The organism is Oxalicibacterium solurbis (assembly GCF_014635845.1).
GTDB lineage: Bacteria > Pseudomonadota > Gammaproteobacteria > Burkholderiales > Burkholderiaceae_D > Oxalicibacterium > Oxalicibacterium solurbis.
Map to the genome: position 1 here is coordinate 863,277 of NZ_BMDP01000001.1, position 19,308 is coordinate 882,584.

At 58.9% G+C, this 19,308-nt stretch carries 17 protein-coding genes; 8 read left to right on the forward strand and 9 right to left on the reverse strand.

Translation table 11 applies throughout. The features are described 5' to 3' along the window. Positions 1-10: 10 nt before the first annotated feature. Positions 11-601, reverse strand: a complete 591-nt coding sequence (locus tag IEV40_RS04130) for a YqiA/YcfP family alpha/beta fold hydrolase (protein WP_188419667.1) — start codon at positions 599-601, stop codon at positions 11-13. Continuing rightward, entirely contained in the window at positions 598-1,974 is a 1,377-nt protein-coding gene (gene mpl, locus IEV40_RS04135) for a UDP-N-acetylmuramate:L-alanyl-gamma-D-glutamyl-meso-diaminopimelate ligase (RefSeq protein WP_188419668.1), read from the reverse strand. Before mpl ends, IEV40_RS04130 begins: the two co-directional genes overlap by 4 nt. A 73-nt stretch (positions 1,975-2,047) precedes the next feature. Here mpl and IEV40_RS04140 point away from each other — a divergent pair, with 73 nt between their 5' ends. The 8 genes from IEV40_RS04140 to IEV40_RS04175 all read left to right on the forward strand — a co-directional run bounded on the left by IEV40_RS04140 (position 2,048) and on the right by IEV40_RS04175 (position 9,209). Further along, positions 2,048-2,656 (forward strand): hypothetical protein, encoded by a 609-nt coding sequence (locus tag IEV40_RS04140; protein ID WP_188419669.1) that lies wholly within the window; start codon positions 2,048-2,050, stop codon positions 2,654-2,656. A gap of 12 nt (positions 2,657-2,668) precedes the next feature. Beyond that, complete coding sequence (locus IEV40_RS04145; protein ID WP_188419670.1) at positions 2,669-3,211, forward strand: TlpA family protein disulfide reductase; 543 nt, start codon at positions 2,669-2,671, stop codon at positions 3,209-3,211. A gap of 95 nt (positions 3,212-3,306) precedes the next feature. After that, positions 3,307-3,744 carry a type II 3-dehydroquinate dehydratase gene (gene aroQ / locus IEV40_RS04150; RefSeq protein WP_188420002.1) on the forward strand — a complete coding sequence of 146 codons (438 nt, stop codon included), beginning with the start codon at positions 3,307-3,309 and terminating at the stop codon, positions 3,742-3,744. Positions 3,745-3,823: 79 nt separating this feature from the next. Then, a complete protein-coding gene (gene accB / locus IEV40_RS04155; protein WP_188419671.1) occupies positions 3,824-4,285 on the forward strand; it encodes an acetyl-CoA carboxylase biotin carboxyl carrier protein in 462 nt (153 codons plus the stop codon). Positions 4,286-4,505: 220 nt separating this feature from the next. After that, positions 4,506-5,858, forward strand: a complete 1,353-nt coding sequence (accC, locus tag IEV40_RS04160) for an acetyl-CoA carboxylase biotin carboxylase subunit (protein ID WP_188419672.1) — start codon at positions 4,506-4,508, stop codon at positions 5,856-5,858. Between the two features lie 132 nt (positions 5,859-5,990). Continuing rightward, positions 5,991-6,911 carry a 50S ribosomal protein L11 methyltransferase gene (prmA, locus tag IEV40_RS04165; RefSeq protein WP_188419673.1) on the forward strand — a complete coding sequence of 307 codons (921 nt, stop codon included), beginning with the start codon at positions 5,991-5,993 and terminating at the stop codon, positions 6,909-6,911. A gap of 8 nt (positions 6,912-6,919) precedes the next feature. After that, on the forward strand, positions 6,920-8,173 hold the full coding sequence (locus tag IEV40_RS04170; protein ID WP_188419674.1) for a DUF3426 domain-containing protein: 1,254 nt from the start codon (positions 6,920-6,922) through the stop codon (positions 8,171-8,173). A gap of 103 nt (positions 8,174-8,276) precedes the next feature. Continuing rightward, on the forward strand, positions 8,277-9,209 hold the full coding sequence (locus IEV40_RS04175) for a carbohydrate kinase family protein (protein ID WP_188419675.1): 933 nt from the start codon (positions 8,277-8,279) through the stop codon (positions 9,207-9,209). A gap of 45 nt (positions 9,210-9,254) precedes the next feature. On the opposite strand, the gene IEV40_RS04180 is transcribed toward IEV40_RS04175, so the two are convergent. The 7 genes from IEV40_RS04180 to IEV40_RS04210 all read right to left on the reverse strand — a co-directional run bounded on the left by IEV40_RS04180 (position 9,255) and on the right by IEV40_RS04210 (position 19,307). Continuing rightward, positions 9,255-9,794 (reverse strand): YggT family protein, encoded by a 540-nt coding sequence (locus IEV40_RS04180; RefSeq protein WP_229723941.1) that lies wholly within the window; start codon positions 9,792-9,794, stop codon positions 9,255-9,257. 92 nt (positions 9,795-9,886) lie between these two features. Then, complete coding sequence (locus tag IEV40_RS04185; RefSeq protein WP_188419676.1) at positions 9,887-10,474, reverse strand: histone H1-like repetitive region-containing protein; 588 nt, start codon at positions 10,472-10,474, stop codon at positions 9,887-9,889. Positions 10,475-10,945: 471 nt separating this feature from the next. Then, the gene (locus IEV40_RS04190) at positions 10,946-12,097 is read right to left on the reverse strand and encodes a ribonucleotide-diphosphate reductase subunit beta (protein ID WP_188419677.1); all 1,152 of its coding nucleotides are present in this window, start codon (positions 12,095-12,097) and stop codon (positions 10,946-10,948) included. A gap of 123 nt (positions 12,098-12,220) precedes the next feature. After that, positions 12,221-15,112, reverse strand: coding sequence for a ribonucleoside-diphosphate reductase subunit alpha (locus IEV40_RS04195; RefSeq protein ID WP_188419678.1), 2,892 nt, complete (start codon positions 15,110-15,112; stop codon positions 12,221-12,223). Between the two features lie 360 nt (positions 15,113-15,472). Continuing rightward, complete coding sequence (gene ampD / locus IEV40_RS04200; RefSeq protein ID WP_229723942.1) at positions 15,473-16,108, reverse strand: 1,6-anhydro-N-acetylmuramyl-L-alanine amidase AmpD; 636 nt, start codon at positions 16,106-16,108, stop codon at positions 15,473-15,475. Beyond that, on the reverse strand, positions 16,095-17,561 hold the full coding sequence (locus IEV40_RS04205) for a sigma-54-dependent transcriptional regulator (RefSeq protein WP_188419679.1): 1,467 nt from the start codon (positions 17,559-17,561) through the stop codon (positions 16,095-16,097). Before IEV40_RS04205 ends, ampD begins: the two co-directional genes overlap by 14 nt. 48 nt (positions 17,562-17,609) lie before the next feature. After that, positions 17,610-19,307, reverse strand: a complete 1,698-nt coding sequence (locus IEV40_RS04210) for a sensor histidine kinase (RefSeq protein WP_188419680.1) — start codon at positions 19,305-19,307, stop codon at positions 17,610-17,612. Position 19,308 lies beyond the last annotated feature (1 nt).

Sequence of the window (19,308 nt, forward strand, 5' to 3'; positions counted from 1 at the left end):
CACTACTCGTTCATATCTCTACCGACTTGCCGGCATCCACGCCGCAGAAAGCCAGCACTTCGTCTGCGTAATCCGCAAAATCCGACAAACCGTGATCGCTGCCGTCGATCACCTTTTGCTGTGCGCCAGCGAACTGGTCCACCATTTCGCGCCAGTCCAGCAATTCGTCTCCGGTCGCCGCGATCAGGAAATACCGCTCCGGCCGCGTGATGCGTTCGACCGCCAGCGCCTGCAATTCATCGATGTATTCGGCCTTGAACTCGAACGGCTCGTTCGAATGGTATTGCGTCTTCACGCCGACCTGGCTCGCCAGATCGCGCGCTGCGTGCACGGCGGGATTCAACATTACGGCACGGCAGCCGAGTTGTTCCGCCATCCACGTCGCGTAATAACCGCCGAGCGACGAACCGATCAGCGTCAGCGCCGACGGATCGATGCGGCGTGCGATGTCCGTCGCTAGTTCCACCGCCTCGCGCGGCGAAGCCGGCAGTTGCGGACAAACGTATTCGTCGCCGCGTCCCGACTGTTGCATGCGCTCGGCCAGCAAACCGGTCTTGAACGACAGCGGTGACGAACGGAAACCGTGCAGATACAGAATCATTTCGCCAGCGCGTCCAGGATTTTCTGATGCACACCACCGAAACCGCCGTTGCTCATCACCAGAATGTGGTCGCCGGGACGTGCGGCAGCGGCGATCGCCGCCACTAACCTGCCCAGATCGTCATAAGCACTTGCCTTGTCGCCCAGCGGCGCCAACGCTTCGCCCAAATTCCAGCCGAGCGCATCCTTGCCGTTCGGCGCGCCGTAGCCGAATACCAGATCGGCCTGCTGAAGGCTGTCCGGCAACGCTTCCTTCATCGTGCCCAGCTTCATCGTGTTCGAACGCGGCTCCAGCACTGCAAGAATGCGCGCGTCGCCGACCTTGTTGCGCAAACCTTCCACCGTGGTCGCAATCGCCGTCGGATGATGCGCGAAATCGTCGATCACCGCGATGTCGTTGACGACGCCGCGCAATTCCATGCGGCGCTTGACGTTGATGAAACGGCCCAGCGATTCGATCGCCTGCGCCGGCGGCACGCCGACGTGGCGCGCGGCGGCGATCGCAGCGAGCGCGTTCATGCGGTTGTGCTCGCCGCTCAGCGACCATTGCACCGATCCCTGCACGTCGCCATAGAACAGCACATCGAAACTGCCGTCGCTGCGCGTACGCAACGACCAGCCGCGCTCGTCATTGACGCCGAACCATTCCTGCTCGCTCCAGCAACCGCGCTGGATCACATGCTGCAACGACGCCTCGCGCGCATTGGCAACGACGCGCCCGACACCTGGCACCGTGCGCACCAGATGATGGAACTGCGTCTCGATCGCCGCCAGATCCGGAAAGATGTCGGCGTGGTCGTATTCGAGATTGTTCAGGATCGCCGTTTTCGCGTGGTAATGCACGAACTTGCTGCGCTTGTCGAAGAAAGCCGTGTCGTATTCGTCGGCTTCGATGACGAAGAACGGCGATTCCTTGCCGTTGCCCGACAGTCGCGCCGAAATGCCGAAATTCATCGGTACGCCGCCGATCAGGAAGCCCGGGTTGTAGCCGGCGTCTTCCAGTATCCATGCCAGCATCGACGAGGTGGTCGTCTTGCCGTGCGTGCCGGCCACCGCCAGCACCCAGCGATTACGCAGGATATGTTCGCCCATCCATTGCGGGCCGGACGTATACGGCAGGCCGCGATTGAGGATTTCCTCCATCAGAGGATTGCCGCGCGAGACGACGTTGCCGATCACGTACAGGTCGGGATTCAAGGCAATCTGTTCGGGGCCAAAGCCTTCGATCAGTTGAATGCCTTGCGCTTCGAGCTGCGTGCTCATCGGCGGATAGACGTTGGCATCGCAACCGGTCACGGTGTGGCCGGCAGCTTTCGCCAGCACGGCCAGTCCGCCCATGAAGGTGCCGCAGACGCCGAGGATATGGATGTGCATTGTAGAATTTCGGTTTGCAATGTCGGAATTTTACCCGACCGCGCCCGATTGACGGCGGAGTATCATTCGCGCCATGCCTTCCTTCTTCTCTTCCGACACCGAACAACTGCGCGCCGAAATTGCCGCGGCCGCCGCGCGCATGATCGCCGAGGACGGCGTCGATTACGCCACCGCCAAACGCAAGGCGGCCAAACAGATTCTCGGCAACAATCGCGCACGCGGCGACATCATGCCGGACAACCAGCAGGTCGAGGACGAAGTCCGCATCTACAACGAACTGTTCTTCGGCGATACGCAACCGGCACGCCTGCTGCATCTGCGCCAGCTGGCGCTGCGCGCGATGGAAGAGCTGGAGCCGTTCCAGCCGTATCTGACCGGTGCCGTCCTGAACGGCACAGCCGGCGATCACTCCGACATCTATTTACAACTGTTTACCGAAAGCGCGAAGGACGTCGAAATCTACCTGCTGAACAAAGGCATCGATTTCGAGGTATCGGAAAGCGCACATTTCGACGGCCGCAGCGATGCGGTCGAAACGTTGAGTTTTGTCTGGCAGAATGAAGGCATCCATCTGGCACTCTACGATCCGGCAGATTTGCGCAGCAACCGGAAAGGGCCGGACGGAAGACGGGAGCGCGCACCGCTGCCGGCCGTGCGTGCATTGCTGGAAACCGCCACCTAACCTCCTTATTCAATGAAACGACCGCTACTTTTTGGTTGCATCGCGCTGGTCTTCGCCGGCATCGGCATCTGGTTCGGCGTTCGTCATCACACACCCGCCGCGCCCGAATCGCCGGCCGTTGCTGCGTTGTTTTCCCAACAATTTGAAGATGTCGACGGCAAGGTGCAAACGCTGTCCGGTTTCCACGGCAAGACACTCGTCGTCAATTTCTGGGCAACGTGGTGCGCGCCCTGCGTCGAAGAAATGCCGGAATTGACAGCATTGCAACAGGAAGTCGCTTCCCGCAACATCCAGATCGTCGGCATCGGCATCGATTCGCCGAGCAATATCCGGGAGTTCGCTGCCAAGTACAAGATCGCTTACCCGCTTTTCATGGCCGGCATGACGGGCACCGACCTCTCGCGCAACTTGGGGAATCAGACCGGCGGCCTGCCCTTTACCGTCATCATCGACCCCGAAGGCACGGTTCGAAAAACCTATCTGGGCAGATTGAAAATGGAACAATTGCGTACGGATCTCGATCTGCCTCCAGCCGCCGCCGGAAATGCCGGATAAAAAATCAGCAATGGATCGGCAATGGATTTTTCTTGCCAATCCGCGCCATTCAGCGGCAAAATGCCGCGATCATCGGCAAACGGAGTTTTATCTCCATGGCAAGAAACCTTCTTCTGTTGAACGGCCCGAACCTGAACCTGCTCGGCACGCGCGAGCCGGATGTGTACGGAACCACAACTCTTGCCGATATCGAACGCGCTGCCGTCGAGCAGGCCAGCCAAGCCGGCGCCCGCCTGGCCGCGTTCCAGAGCAATCATGAGGGTGCATTGATCGATCGCATCCAGGCAGCCAGGAAGGAAGGCGTCGATGCCATCGTGATCAATCCGGGGGGCCTGACGCATACCAGCGTATCGTTGCGGGATGCACTAGCCTCCGTCGATATTCCGTTCATCGAGGTTCATATTTCGAATATTCACCAGCGCGAAACCTTCCGCCATCATTCGTACCTGTCCGCCATTGCTGTCGGCGTCGTTTGCGGGCTGGGAACCGAGGGATACGCAGCAGCCATTGCCTTCGCACTCAAAAAGCTTTAATTTCTTCCATTTTGCGGCAAAAATCGTATAATTGCCGCCAATTCTCAATCTTAAAAATAAGACCTTCCAAGGAATTCACATGGATTTACGCAAACTCAAGACGCTGATCGACCTCGTTGCCGAATCGGATATCGCTGAACTGGAAGTTACCGAAGGCGAAAGCAAGGTACGCATCGTCAAATCCGGCGCAGCGCCGCAAAACCAGGTGGTGATGATGCCGCAGGGTGCGCCGCAATATGCTGCCGCTCCCGCAGCAGCCCCGGTAGCCGCGGCTGCAGCACCTGCCGCAGCCGCTCCGGAAATCCAGGGCCATGTCGTCAAATCGCCGATGGTTGGCACCTTCTATCGTTCGTCCGCTCCGGGCGCACCGGCCTTCGTGGAAGTCGGCGCCAGCGTCAAGGAAGGCGATACGCTGTGCATCATCGAAGCGATGAAACTGCTTAACGAAATCGACGCAGACGCAGCCGGCGTCATCAAGGAAATCCTGGTCGAGAACGGTCAGCCTGTCGAATTCGGCCAGCCGCTGTTCATCATCGGCTGATTCATCGGCTGAGCCATCGGCTGAAAAGCGGGGTTGCGCCGGCCACATGCCGGCCCTCCTGCCACCAGGCCGGTTTCTTCCCTTACGACGAGCCCCGTTTTCACTATGTTTGAAAAAATCCTCATTGCCAATCGCGGCGACCAACCGCACAGCGGCGCGGCGGCGCAGCCACATTGCGTAGCTACCGCAGGCAGCAGCAATTTCGCCGCGGAGACCACTCATGTTTGAAAAAATCCTGATCGCCAACCGCGGTGAGATTGCGCTCCGTATCCAGCGCGCCTGCCGCGAAATGGGCATCAAAACCGTCGTCGTCCACTCCGAAGCGGACCGCGATGCCAAGTACGTCAAGCTGGCCGACGAATCGGTCTGTATCGGACCGGCGCCTTCGTCGCTGAGCTATCTGAACATGCCGGCCATCATCAGTGCGGCCGAAGTCACCGATGCGGAAGCAATCCACCCGGGCTACGGCTTCCTGTCCGAGAATGCCGATTTCGCCGAACGCGTCGAACAGTCCGGCTTCGTCTTCATCGGCCCGCGTCCGGAATCGATCCGCATGATGGGCGACAAGGTTTCGGCCAAGCAGGCGATGATCAAGGCCGGCGTACCTTGCGTGCCGGGTTCGGACGGTGCATTGCCGGACGATCCCAAGGAAATCGTGCAGATTGCCCGCAAAATCGGCTATCCGGTCATCATCAAGGCCGCCGGCGGTGGCGGCGGACGCGGCATGCGCGTCGTGCACACCGAAGCGCCGTTGCTGAACGCAGTCACGATGACCAAGACCGAAGCAGGTTCGGCCTTCGGCAATCCGGAAGTCTATATGGAGAAGTATCTGGAAAATCCGCGCCACGTGGAAATCCAGATTCTCGCCGACGAACACGGCAATGCCGTCTGGCTGGGTGAACGCGACTGCTCGATGCAGCGCCGCCACCAAAAGGTGCTGGAAGAAGCGCCGGCACCAGGCATTCCGCGCAAGACGATCGAACGCATCGGCGACCGTTGCGCCGAAGCCTGCCGCAAGATGGGCTACCGTGGTGCCGGCACGTTCGAATTCCTGTACGAGAACGGCGAGTTCTACTTCATCGAGATGAACACGCGCGTCCAGGTCGAGCATCCGGTCACCGAAATGATTACCGGCATCGACATCGTGCAGGAACAGATCCGCATCGCCTTCGGTGAAAAACTGCGCCTGCGCCAACGCGACGTGATCCTGAGCGGCCACGCGATCGAATGCCGCATCAACGCGGAAGATCCATTCAAGTTCACGCCGTCGCCGGGCAAGATCAATGCGTGGCATGCGCCGGGCGGCCCGGGCATCCGCGTCGATTCGCACGCCTATGCCGGCTACTTCGTGCCGCCGCATTACGATTCGATGGTCGGCAAGGTCATCTCGTACGGTGCCACTCGTGAACAGGCAATCCGCCGCATGCAGATCGCGCTGTCGGAAATGGTCGTCGAAGGTATTTCGACCAATATTCCGCTGCACCGCGAACTGATGGTCGATGCCCGCTTCATCGAAGGCGGCACCAATATCCATTACCTGGAACAGAAACTGGCGGAAAAACCGGGCAACTGATTTTCTTCCGTTTCACCCATCCCGATGCCGTCACCGCAGCAAGCCTGCCGTGACGGCATTATCATCTCTTCCGTGCACCACACAAATCGGCGATACTTGCCGGGCTGCGCAGTCTAACCAACCGAGGAATGCATGAGCTGGACCGAAATCGTCATCGAAGTTGCACGTACGCATGCAGAGGCCTTGTCCGATGCACTGATCGATGCCGGCGCGCTGTCCGTCTCGGTCGAAGATGCCGATTTCGGTACCGATGCCGAGCAACCGCTGTTCGGCGAACCCGGCATGGAACCGGAGGAAGCCGCCTGGGAAAACAGCCGCGTCGTCGCGCTGACGGCAGAAGATGCCGATCAGGTCGCAATGATCGATGAAGCCGCACAAACCGTCGGCCTGCAAGCTTCAATATTGAAGTACACGTTACGTGAAGTCGCCGAGCAAGACTGGGTACGGCTGACGCAATCGCAATTCGAACCGATGCACATCGGCAAGAACATCTGGGTGGTACCGAGCTGGCATGATGCGCCCGATCCTTCGGCATTGGTACTCGAACTCGATCCCGGCCTCGCCTTCGGCACCGGCAGCCATCCGACCACACGGCTATGCATGGAGTGGCTGGAAGCGCATCCGCCGATCGACAGGACAGTGCTCGATTACGGCTGCGGCTCGGGCATCCTGGCGATGGTCGCAAAGAAAATCGGCGCCGCCAAGGTCATCGGAATCGACATCGATCCGCAGGCGGTCGAGGCTGCGCAGGCCAACACCATACGCAACCGCTGCGAGGTGGACTATTACGTGCCCGACGATTTTGCCGCGACCGGACAATCGCAAGCATTCGACGTCGTCGTCGCCAACATTCTCGCCAATCCGCTGAAACTGATGGCCCCGATGCTGTCCGGGCGCGTCAAATCGGGAGGCACATTGCTGCTCTCCGGTGTGCTGGCAACGCAAGCCGACGATGTGATCGCAACCTATGCGCCCTTCATCAAGCTGAGCGTATGGCGTGAACAGGAAGGCTGGGTTGCACTGGCCGGCAGCCTGGCAACCGTCACCGGATAATCCGCATCATGGCGCTCGCAACGAAATGCCCGCACTGCCAGACGACGTTTCGCGTCGCCCATGACCAGTTGAAGTTGCGTGCCGGCCTCGTGCGTTGCGGCCACTGCAAGGAAATCTTCAACGGCATCGAGCATTTGCTGCCACCGGAAAAACCCGGCGCCAAAAGCGAAGTCGCGCCCGCGGCTTCCGTATCGTCCATACCGGCGGCCGAAGTTACGTCGCAGACGATGGCGGAACAAATACCTGACGCGGCCCCGCAGAGTGCGCAGGACGAAATCGAAGAAGAGAAATACGAATCTGTCGAAGACGAACCTGCCGCAGACGAATCTGCTACAGACGATACGCAGGAAGCATCCTCACCGGAAGAAACCGCCGTCGTCGCTCCCCCTCCCGCCAGCCGACTGGCCTTCGAGATTCCGTCTCACTTCGAACGGGAGTTTCCTGCCGCGGCAAAGGACGATGCTCCTGTCGACCCGCTGCAGCGCATGACGTTGATGGATTTCGCCGCCGATACGGACGAGGATGGAAAAGAGGTCGACGGCGAGCAGCAATACAGCCGTGCCGAAGCCGGTGCATCGACCTTCGATCCGCACGCCCCTGACGAACTGGACGAAGCCATCGAGGATCTGCAGCGCAAACCCTGGCGCCGCTCCATACGAAACAAAAACAAGGCACAGCAAGAAGAAAAGAACGATGCGCTGGACGAAGACGAAGAGGAAACGCATGAAGCTGCAGAAGAGGAGCCCAGCTTCATCCGACATGGCCGGCGCCGACAGCGACTCGGCCGGAAATTGCGCAATTTCCTGATCGCCGGATCGTGCATCCTGTTCATCACCGCCATACTGCAAGGCATTTATGTTTTCCGCAATCAGCTTGGCGGCCTGTTCCCGCAGGTCAAACCGCTGCTGATGCAAGCCTGCGATGCTGTCGGCTGCAACATCAGCCTGCCGGCACAAATCTCTGCCGTCTCGATCGAATCCAGTGAGTTGCAGACGATCGAGAACAATGGCGACATGTTTGTACTTACTACGCTGCTGCGCAACAACAGCACGACACCGCAGGAATGGCCGCACATCGAACTGACGCTCAACGACGGCAACGAGAAACCGCTACTGCGCCGCGTGTTCCGGCCATCCGACTATGTCGCCAACGAGGAAATTCGCCAGGGATTCGCGGCGAGCAGCGAACGAACGACACGCATCGCCTTTCAACTGGAACAGGTCAAAGCGTCCGGCTACCGCGTCTACCTGTTCTATCCGTAAGCCGACATCCGGCATCGAGCCGGCCGGTTCGGTCGGCTGCCTTGCCTGATCCGTGTATCATGGCGGCCAAATCAATACCAACCATTACTACAGACTTCCATTCATGAAATCACTCATCTGCGGCTCGCTTGCCTTCGATACGATCATGCTGTTCGAAGGCCGTTTTTCCGAATCCCTGCTGGCTGACCAGCTGCACAAGATCAACGTCTCCTTCCTCGTTCCCAGCCTGCGACGCGAATTTGGCGGCTGTGCCGGCAACATCGCCTACAACCTGAAACTGCTCGGCGGCGAACCGCTGATCATGGCGACCATCGGCCAGGACGACCAACCGTATCGCGAACGCCTGACGCAACTCGACATTTCGCAGCAATGCATCAAGACCATTCCGCAGGCTTACACCGGCCAGGCATTCATCACCACCGATGTGGGTGGCAACCAGATCAATGCCTTCCATCCGGGCGCCATGTCGTTCGCGCATGAAAACAAGGTAGCCGACGCAGGCGAGGTCAAGATCGCCATCGTCGCACCGGATGGCCGCGACGGCATGCTGCAACATGCAAAAGACTGCGCCGAACTAGGCACCCCGTTCATCTTCGATCCAGGCCAGGGACTGCCGATGTTCGATGGCAACGATCTGAAGAATTTTATCGAACAAGCCACCTACGTCGCCGTCAACGACTATGAAGCAGAGCTGCTGACCTCACGCACCGGCCTGACGCTGGGCGACATTGCCGATCGCGTATCAGCATTGATCGTCACGCGTGGCGAACAGGGTGCGGAGATTTTCACTGGTGGCGAACGACTGGAAATCCCATGTGTGAAAGCGGACCGGATCGTCGATCCCACCGGCTGCGGCGATGCCTTCCGCGCAGGCTTGTTGTACGGCCTGACGAACGATTTCGACTGGGCGACCACCGGACGTCTGTCCAGCCTGATGGGCTCGATCAAGATTGCTTCGCAAGGTCCGCAGAACCATGCGCCAAGCCGTGCCGAAATCGAGGACCGATTCCAGCAGGCCTTCGGTTATCGCTTCTGAATTTTCGAAGAGAATAACGGCGGCGGCCTCCGGGCCGTCGTGCCGTTATAGAAGAGACGTGACGATCATCGTCACCAATCGGATCGCGATCTGCAACAGGATCAACGCTACTAATGGCGACAGATCGATCGTGCCGATCAGCGGAACAATGCGGCGCAACGGCCGCATCAGCGGATCGTTGAGCGCGCGTACAAACGGTGCCAGCGGCGCATGCGGGTTGACCCAGCTGAAGACGACCTCGATCAGGATCAGGCCGATCAGACCATATAGCGCCCACTGGCAAACCCGCAGCAAAGCCAGCAGAAAAGCAGCCTGCGGCGACAGCATTCCAGCCAGCCAGATATCCACCACCGTCGCAATCAGCGCGACCAGATAGGCCGCGATCAGGCTCGCCCAATCGTAACCGCCTGCACCCGGCAAGACGCGACGTAGCGGACGTACCAGCCAATCCGTCAATTGATAGGTGAATTGCGCGATCTCCATCGGCGGACGCACGCGCACGGCCTGCATCCAGAATCGGAGCAACAAGGCACCGGCCAGCACAACGGCAGCCGTATCGATAATCAGGACGAATATGCTATCCACTGTCTTTCCTTGAAAAAAAAACGCTGTGCGACGCAAGCCGCACAGCGGGATTGTGCCCGACTTTCGTCAGGCCCATCCAGTCAGCGCTGGATTTACGGGCGGGAACCCGTCGGAAACGGCCATGCCGCTGCCGGATTCAGGACCGTCTTCACTGCAGGTGCTGCAACGGCAGCAGGCTTGGCAGCCGGTTTCTTGGCAGCGGCCTTTTTCGGAGCAGCTTTTTTAGCAGCCGGTTTTTTGGCGGCTTTTTTGGCAGCCGGTTTTTTGGCAGCTTTTTTAGCGGCCGGTTTCTTGGCGGCTTTCTTGGCTGCTTTCTTCGCTACCGGCTTCTTGGCCGCTTTCTTGGCGACCTTTTTAACGGCCTTTTTCGCTACGGTTTTCTTCGCAGCTTTTTTGGCGACCTTCTTGACGGCCTTTTTCGCTACGGTTTTCTTCGCAGCTTTTTTAGCGACCTTCTTGACGGCTTTTTTCGCTACGGTTTTCTTGACAGCCTTTTTAACGGCTTTCTTCGCTACCGATTTCTTGGCAGCTTTCTTGGCGACTGGGCGCTTGACTGCCTTCTTCGCCGTAGCTTTCTTCGCTACGGTTTTCTTGGCTGCTGCTTTTTTAGCGACCGGCTTCTTGGATGCGACTTTTTTCTTTGCAGCGGGTTTCTTTGCTGCTTTCTTTGCTGTTGCCATTTCGTTTCTCCTTCACGTGATGGAAAAATACAAGCTAATTGAAAACCCTCCTGCCCATCGCGCGCGATGAAACAGGCGGATTATTCATCGGCACAAGCTTGAAACGGCGCTTGCGCTAATGAATTCGGCACCAGCTGAACTGCTGCATCCCCTCACTTATGCAGCACTTCAGCCAAACTCCCGGTACGTTTTCGCGGCTTCTGCAGCGATCGACCGTCTAAATGAGGCCAGCCATCAGGCCGGCATCGGAAACTTGTTTCTGAAAGGACAAACCTTTTTCCAAAGAAAAAACCGCCTTACCCGATTGAATCGGATAAAGCGGTTCAGCCAGAAGAGAACTTGTCGGTCGTCTACTGTTCATTAATTGGATTGTTGCCTTTCATTTTTTCTGCAAACCGGGCAGGCATTTTTCTATCCCCGGCTGCCAAATGCGTCTGCCTTATTTTTAAGCAGCACCGCACATCCAAACTTTTACTCCCAGTTGAGCGCACCACCTGTCTGGTATTCGATGACCCGCGTCTCGAAAAAGTTGCGTTCCTTTTTCAGATCGATCATCTCGCTCATCCAAGGGAAGGGGTTTTCCTCTTGTTCGAACATCGGTTCCAAACCGATTTGCTGTGCTCGGCGATTTGCGATGAACCTGAGATAACTCTTGAACATCGGTGCATTCAATCCAAGCACGCCTCGCGGCATTGTATCCTCAGCGTAGCGATATTCCAACTCCACCGCACGTAAAAACAACGCTTTGATCTCTTCGCGGAATTGCGGCGTCCACAGATGCGGATTCTCCATCTTGATCGTGTTGATCAGATCGATGCCGAAGTTGCAGTGCATGGACTCGTCGCGCAGGATGTATTGATACTGTTCTGCCGCACCCATCATTTTGTTCTGACGACCGAGAGCGAGAATCTGCGCGAAGCCGACATAGAAGAACAAACCTTCCATCAGACAGGCAAACACGATCAGCGAACGCAGCAGCTTCTGATCAGTTTCGAGCGTGCCGGTCTTGAATTCCGGATCGGTCAGCGTCTCGATGAACGGAATCAGGAACTGGTCCTTGTCGCGGATCGAAGCGACTTCGTTGTAGGCGTTGAAGATCTCGCCTTCGTCCAGGCCCAGCGATTCGACGATGTACTGGTAGGCGTGTGTGTGGATCGCTTCCTCGAACGCCTGGCGCAGCAGGTATTGGCGGCATTCAGGCGCCGTGATGTGGCGGTAGGTGCCGAGCACGATGTTGTTGGCGGCCAGCGAATCGGCCGTCACGAAGAAGCCGAGGTTGCGCTTGACGATGCGACGCTCGTCTTCCGTCAGGCCGTTCGGATTCTTCCACAGCTCGATGTCGCGCTGCATGTTGATTTCCTGCGGCATCCAGTGGTTGGCGCAGCCAGCCAGGTATTTGTCCCACGCCCATTTGTACTTGAACGGCACCAACTGGTTAACGTCGGTCTGGCCGTTGATAACGCGCTTGTCGGCGGCATCCATGCGATGTGCCGGATTGGCGGCCGCCGCAGGCTTGGCGACCAGCGCCGGGTTCAGGGCGACGTCCTGCTGCGCATCGCGCACCGGCTGCAATGCCGGTTGCGGTACGCCCTTCGACGTCTGTTCTTCATCCCAACTTAGCATTTTCGATTCCTCTTTCATCTCCGCGGCACTGCCCTCTTCACTTCTTTGTCCGCATTTGGCGGTTCAAGTTCAGTGCAGTGCCACGGATGGGTTGTTTTCAGATGACGCTATCCGCGGCAACGGTTACTGGCAAGCTTCGCATTCCTCGAAACCCGGATCGCCAGGACGCAGCATGCAAGCCGGGCCATCCTGTTGCGGCGCGGCCGCCATCGACGAAACGGCATTCGCATCGACAGCGTTCAGCGCACCGGCCTTGGTCGTCGATTTCTCGGTATGCGTGGCACCGATCGTACGCAGGTAGTAAGTCGTTTTCAGACCGCGCAACCATGCCAGTTTGTACGTCTCATCCAGTTTCTTGCCAGACGCGCCAGCCATGTAAATGTTCAGCGACTGTGCCTGATCGATCCACTTCTGGCGACGTGATGCCGCCTCGACCAGCCATTTCGGCTCAACTTCGAACGCCGTGGCGTAGATGTCGCGCAGATCTTGCGGGATGCGATCGATCTTGGCCAAGCTGCCGTCGAAGTATTTCAGGTCGGAGATCATCACTTCATCCCACAGGCCGCGTGCCTTCAGGTCACGCACCAGGTATTCGTTGATCTCGGTAAATTCGCCGGACAGGTTCGATTTGACGTAGAGGTTCTGGTACGTCGGTTCGATACAGGCCGAGACGCCGATGATGTTGGAAATCGTTGCCGTCGGCGCGATCGCCACGCAGTTCGAGTTGCGCATGCCGAATTCCTTGATGCGCGCACGCAATGCCGGCCAATCCATCGTTTCGGACGTATCGACTTCCAGATAACCGCCGCGTTCCTCGGCCAGCAGCTTCAGCGAATCCTGCGGCAGGATGCCGCGATCCCACAGCGAACCGCGGTAGGAGCTATAGCGGCCGCGTTCTTCGGCCAGTTCGGTCGATGCCAGGTAGGCGTAATAGCAGACTGCTTCCATCGAGGTGTCGGCAAACTTGACCGCTTCATCCGATGCGTACGGCACGCGCATCATGTGCAGGCAATCCTGGAAACCCATGATGCCCATGCCGACCGGGCGATGGCGCAGGTTGGAATCGCGTGCCTTCTTGACTGCGTAATAGTTGATGTCGATCACGTTATCCAGCATGCGCATCGCGGTGCGGACGGTTTTCTGCAGCTTGGCATGGTCCAGTTTGCCGTCCTTCATGTGGGCCGGCATGTTGACCGAACCGAGGTTGCAGACTGCGATCTCGGAATCGTTGGTGTTCAGCGTGATTTCCGTGCACAGGTTCGAGCTGTGGACGACGCCGACGTGCTGCTGCGGCGAACGGATGTTGCACGGATCCTTGAAGGTGATCCACGGATGGCCGGTTTCGAACAGCATCGACAGCATCTTGCGCCACAGGTCCAGCGCCTGGATTTTCTTGAACAGGCGCAATTCGCCGCGCGCGGCCCTGGATTCGTAACCGAGATAGGCTTCTTCGAAAGCCTTGCCGACCTTGTCGTGCAGGTCAGGGCAATCTGCCGGCGAGAACAGCGTCCATTCACCCTTCTCCATCACGCGCTTCATGAACAGGTCCGGAATCCAGTTCGCGGTGTTCATGTCGTGCGTGCGGCGGCGGTCATCGCCGGTGTTCTTGCGCAGGTCGAGGAATTCCTCGATATCCATGTGCCAGGTTTCCAGGTAGGCGCAAACCGCGCCCTTGCGCTTGCCGCCCTGGTTGACCGCGACGGCGGTGTCGTTGACCACTTTCAGGAACGGCACCACACCCTGCGATTTGCCGTTCGTGCCCTTGATGTGCGAGCCGAGCGCGCGTACCGGGGTCCAGTCGTTACCGAGGCCGCCGGCGTATTTGGCCAGCAGTGCGTTTTCCTTGATCGCTTCGTAGATGCCGTCGAGATCGTCGGCCACCGTCGTCAGGTAGCAGGACGACAGCTGCGAGCGTTGCGTGCCGGAATTGAACAGCGTCGGCGTCGAGCTCATGAAATCGAAGGTCGACAGCAGGTTGTAGAACTCGATGGCGCGCGCTTCGCGATCGATCTCGTTCAGCGACAGGCCCATCGCCACACGCATGTAGAACGCCTGCGGCATTTCGATGCGCACATCGCGAATGTGCAGGAAGTAGCGGTCGTACAACGTCTGCAGGCCGAGGTAACCGAACTGCAGATCGCGCTCCGGTACCAGCGCATCCGCCAGTTTTTTCAGATCGAACTGGCCGAGCTTGGCGTCCAGCAGTTCGGCATCGATGCCCTTCTTGATGAATTTCGGAAAGTATTCGAGATAGTGCGCCGGCGCATCGGCCTGCGCGACTTCCTGGCCGAACACTTCCTTGCGGATCGTGTGCATCAGCAGACGGGCAGTCACGGTACTGTAGGCCGGATCCTTTTCCATCAGCGCGCGGGCAGCCAGGATGGCGGACTTGTGCAGTTCCTCGACCGGTACACCGTCGTACAGGTTCTTGATCGTTTCGCTGATGATGGCGGAAGCATCGACGTGCTGCTCCAGACCTTCGCAGGCAGCCGTGATCAGGCTGCGCACTTCATCCAGGTCCAGCGGACGACGCTGGCCGTTTTCCACCACATGCAGTTGATGTTCCTGCGCCGCCGGCTTGGCAGCCTGCTGCTGGGCGCGCTCTTCGTTGCGCTTGGCGCGATACAGCACATAGGCGCGCGCGACGTCGTGCTCACCCGAACGCATCAGCGACAGTTCGACCTGATCCTGCACGTCTTCGATATGGAAAGTGCCGCCTGCCGGCTGGCGACGCACCAGCGCATTGACGACGCTGTTGGTCAGATTCTCGACCAGTTCGCGCACGCGCGCGGATGCCGCGCCCTGCCCGCCGTTGACGGCGAGGAAGGCCTTGGTGACGGCGATCGAGATTTTCGACGGTTCGAAACCGACGACGGCGCCGTTACGGCGAATGATGCGATAGTCACCCAGGCCGGAAGCGGCCGGTGCAGAGGTCGAAGATGCAACCGCGTTCGATGCGATGTTGCCGATGTCGGTCGACGATGACTTGGCTGGGATTTCTTGTGCAGAGTGCATGAAGAAGACTCCTTTGTGACGGTTGCCGGCAATACTTGCCTTGTTTTTTAAGGAAAACCGGAGCGAGCCGGTTTCGCGAAAATTCTGGTGATGCGCAGGATTGCATTACTGCAAACTTCATGCCGATCCCGCAGAAGTGCGTTTATTCGGCGTCCCCACTATATATATGTATGCACACTTACATTGCGACGACTGCCGGACAAAGCCGGGGGAAATCACTTTTTGATAACCTACTACATCTAGTAAGGAAACCAGGATTTGCACCTAATTCTAGTGTCTCGATTCAGGACATGCAATCGTTTTATCACCGCTTTGAGATATATTTTTTTAACAAATTCTGCGTCGGCGATATAGATTCTTTTACATTGGACAAAATGCGAGATCTGCAGCGATTTTGCTTTTTTTCGCATCGATCCCGATAGCGCGACAATAGTGGTCGCGATATAGCGCCCAATCGAAAAAGGGGCCGGGATCGGTCTTGCGTCCCGGCGCAATATGTTCGTGCCCAGTGACGCTTTTGAGCGGGCAAGCCTGCTGCAAAGCTACCGTCAGCACCGCCAGCGCCGCATATTGGGCGGCTTCGAACGGTTCGTGATCCGTTCCTTCCAGCTCGATGCCGATCGAAAAATCGTTACAGCGCTCGCGCCCGCAGAAGCTTGACGCTCCCGCATGCCAGGCCCGGTCGTTAGCCGAGACAAACTGGACAACCGCGCCGTCGCGCCGGATCAGGAAGTGCGCGGACACCCGCAATGGCTGCAACTGTTCGAAATACGGATCGGCCGCGTAATCGAGCCGGTTCAGAAACAGATCAGTAATGTAAGGACCGCCGAAACGACCTGGCGGCAGGCTGATGTTGTGGATGACCAGCAGATCGACGGGTGTACCTTCCGCGCGCGGATCGCAGTTCGGCGACGGTTCGTGCTGCGCACCTTCCGCCCAGCCATCGGCACCGATATGGAAAGCCGGCATGCCAGCCGCCGCCTCAGTCCGGTGCATGGATATCCAGCCGCTGCATCCGATAGCGCAACTGGCGGAAGCTGATGCCCAGCAATTCCGCCGCCTGCGTTCGGTTGAAATGCGTCTTCGCCAGCGCACGGCGGATGATTTCGCGCTCGACGTCGTCCAGATGATCGGGCAACGATTCCGGCAAATCGCTTTCAGCCGACGGCGCCGGTGCAGCGGAGGCAGTCTGCTCGACTGCCGGCTGCGTCGGGAATTCTGCCGGTACGGTGGCAACTTCTTCAGAAGCGGCCGTTGCCGGCGGCGATGCCTTCAATACCAGATCGCCCACCTCGATCACGCCATCGTTGGCGAACGCAAGCGCGCGTTCCAGAATATTTTCCAGTTCACGGACATTGCCGGGGAAAGAATAATTACGCAGCGCCTCCAACGCTTCCGGTGTCAGCGCCGCCGTATGGCCGCCACCCAGCCGGGACAGGATGACATCCGCCAGCAGACCGATATCGTCCAGCCGCTCACGCAGCGGCGGCAGGTGCAACTCGATCACGTTCAACCGGTAATAGAGATCCTGACGGAAGGCGCCCTTGCCGACGCAATCGTGCAGATTCTGGTGCGTCGCGCTGACGATGCGCACGTCGACCGGTTCTTCCGCCGTCGCACCGACCTTGCGCACGCGCCGCTCCTGGATCGCGCGCAGCAGCTTGACCTGCATCGCCAGCGGCAGATCGGCCACCTCGTCCAGCATCAGCGTGCCGCCATTGGCCGCCTGAAAAAAACCGTCGCGATCGTCGGTGGCGCCGGTGAACGCGCCCTTGCGGTAGCCGAAGAATTCCGCCTCCATCAGCGCCTCCGGAATCGCACCGCAGTTGACGGCGACGAAGGGCTTGTCGCTGCGTGCGCTCAACGCATGGATATCGCGTGCGGCCAATTCCTTGCCGCTACCCGATTCGCCGCTGATGGCAACCGGCGCCATGCTGCGCGCCAACCGTGCGATCTGCGCGCGCAGCGCCTGCATCGCTTCCGATTGCCCGATCAGACGCGGCGACGAAAACCCTGCCGTTCCCTTCTCGCCGCGCGCCGCGTTCCCGCTGGCTTCACTGATCTGGCCGGTTTGATTGGTTTGGCTAATGCGCAATGCGGAACGTACCATGACGCGCAACTGTTCCAGTCCGACCGGCTTGGACAAATAGTCAAACGCGCCCGCTTTCAATGCCGCCACCGCATTTTCGGCGCTGCCGAATGCCGTGATGACGGCCACCGGCGTGTTTCTGTATTGCGTATTGATTTCCTGCACCAGATCGATGCCGAGGCCATCCGGCAACCGCATGTCCGTCAGCACCAGCGCATACTCGGTGCGCCCCAGATGGTCACGGGCGGCGGACAGGTTCTGCGCGCTATCGACATCCAGCCCCATCTTGACCAGCGTGATTTCCAGCAATTCGCGCAGATCGGCTTCGTCGTCGACTATCAGGATGCGGGGTGCAGTCATTGCTTGCGGAATGTTCGGTTCATCAATGGTTGAGCGGCGGCAGCACGATCATGCCGCCTCGTCGACAGCGAAGGTGATGACGAAACGGCCGGACGGCGAACCGTTCTCGCCGTCGCTGCGGTATTCGTAGTTCAGCATCGCGCCGTTGTTCAGGCACAGCTCGCGCGCCAGATAGAGCCCCAATCCGGTTCCCTTGCTCGACGTCGTGTAGAACGGCTCGAACAGATGGGCCCGTACGGTGGAACTGATCTGCGGCCCGTCATCCTTCACGTGCAGTTCGAGTCTATGCCCGATGCCGGCCACGACACGAATCTGGATGCTGCCCGGTGCGCCGCTTGCGTAGCGTAACGCATTTGTCAGCAAGTTCAAGATGATTTCACGCAAATGCAACGGATCGAAACGCACCCGATACGTTCGCGTGTCGAGGGCGACGATCACGCCATCCTTCACCGTATGCGTTTCGTGCAATTCCGTCAGCAACTCGTCCAGCAGTGGCCTCAGCGCGATCGGTTCCTGGTGCTGATGCGCCTTGCGCGACAGTTTCAGGATGTCCTCGATCATCCGGTTCAGCCGTGCGACATTGTCGGCGATGATCTTCAACATGCGCTGGCGCGCGGCATCGGTTTCGTCTTCGTTCAGCAACGATGCTGCATGGCCGATTGCAGACAGCGGATTGCGCACTTCATGTGCAATGCTGGCTGTCAGCCGTCCCATCGATGCCAGCTTCAGTTGTTGCGCCTGGTTCTCGATTTCGGTCACGTCCTGCAGAAATGCCACCACGCGTTCATCCTGCATGCCGCCAGTATCGACGCGCATGAAGCGCAGCCGCAGGTGCGTCGCCAGTTCGCGCCGGCCGCCCCAGATCGTGGTACCACCCTGCAGCGTGCTTTCCTCGCCATGCTTGATGTGCACGAAGGTCGGCCGGCCTTGCGCACCGCCCTGCGTCGTCGTCCGCAAGCCGCCATTGGCGCTCCATGCAACATAAGCTTCGGCAATCGGCGCCAGCCACAGCATGTCTGACAACTTGCCGTAGGCCTTCTCATGCGGGAAGGTTAGTCCCAGCATGCGCGCTGCTGCCGGATTGCTGGTCAGTACGCGCCCCTTGCGATCCAGCACCAGCACACCGTCGTCCATGTCGGCGATCACCAGCCGGTTGATCGCCTGCTGGATGTGCAGCGCCTTGCCCCGGCCTTGCGCCAGCGATTCCTGCTTGATCAGGCGATCTGCCAGGCGATTGATCGCAAAGATGACGATGAAGAATGCCGCACCGTACAGTCCAGCTTGCGTCGATGAAATGTCCGAACCGGCGTTCAGCAACTGGTAGCCGTTCTCCGCCAGCATGACCAGCGTCGCCACCGAGACGAAGAACAACGCCAATATCAGCGGCGCCAGGATCGCACTGCCGGCGAGCGGAAACAGGTACAGGATGGCTAAGCCGCTCTTGATGCCGCCAGCCGACAGGTACAACAGCGTGATCGCCGCCAGATCTACCGAAATTTGCGCCGCCACCTGCAGCAGGAACCGTCGCCTTACGTAGGTCGCCAGCAGCACGAATGCCATTGCCAGCAAGAGATAGGTAATGCAACCGCTCCAGAATTCCTGCTGATAGCGCATCACCTTGCTGCCGGCCCAGCCGAAATAGCCGAGCAGCACGGCGATGATCACCATGCGCGTAAAGGCAAAGGTTTGCAGCGTGCGCCAGAAGGTTTCGCGCGTATCTGCGTAGACGGGTCGGGAACGCGCCATG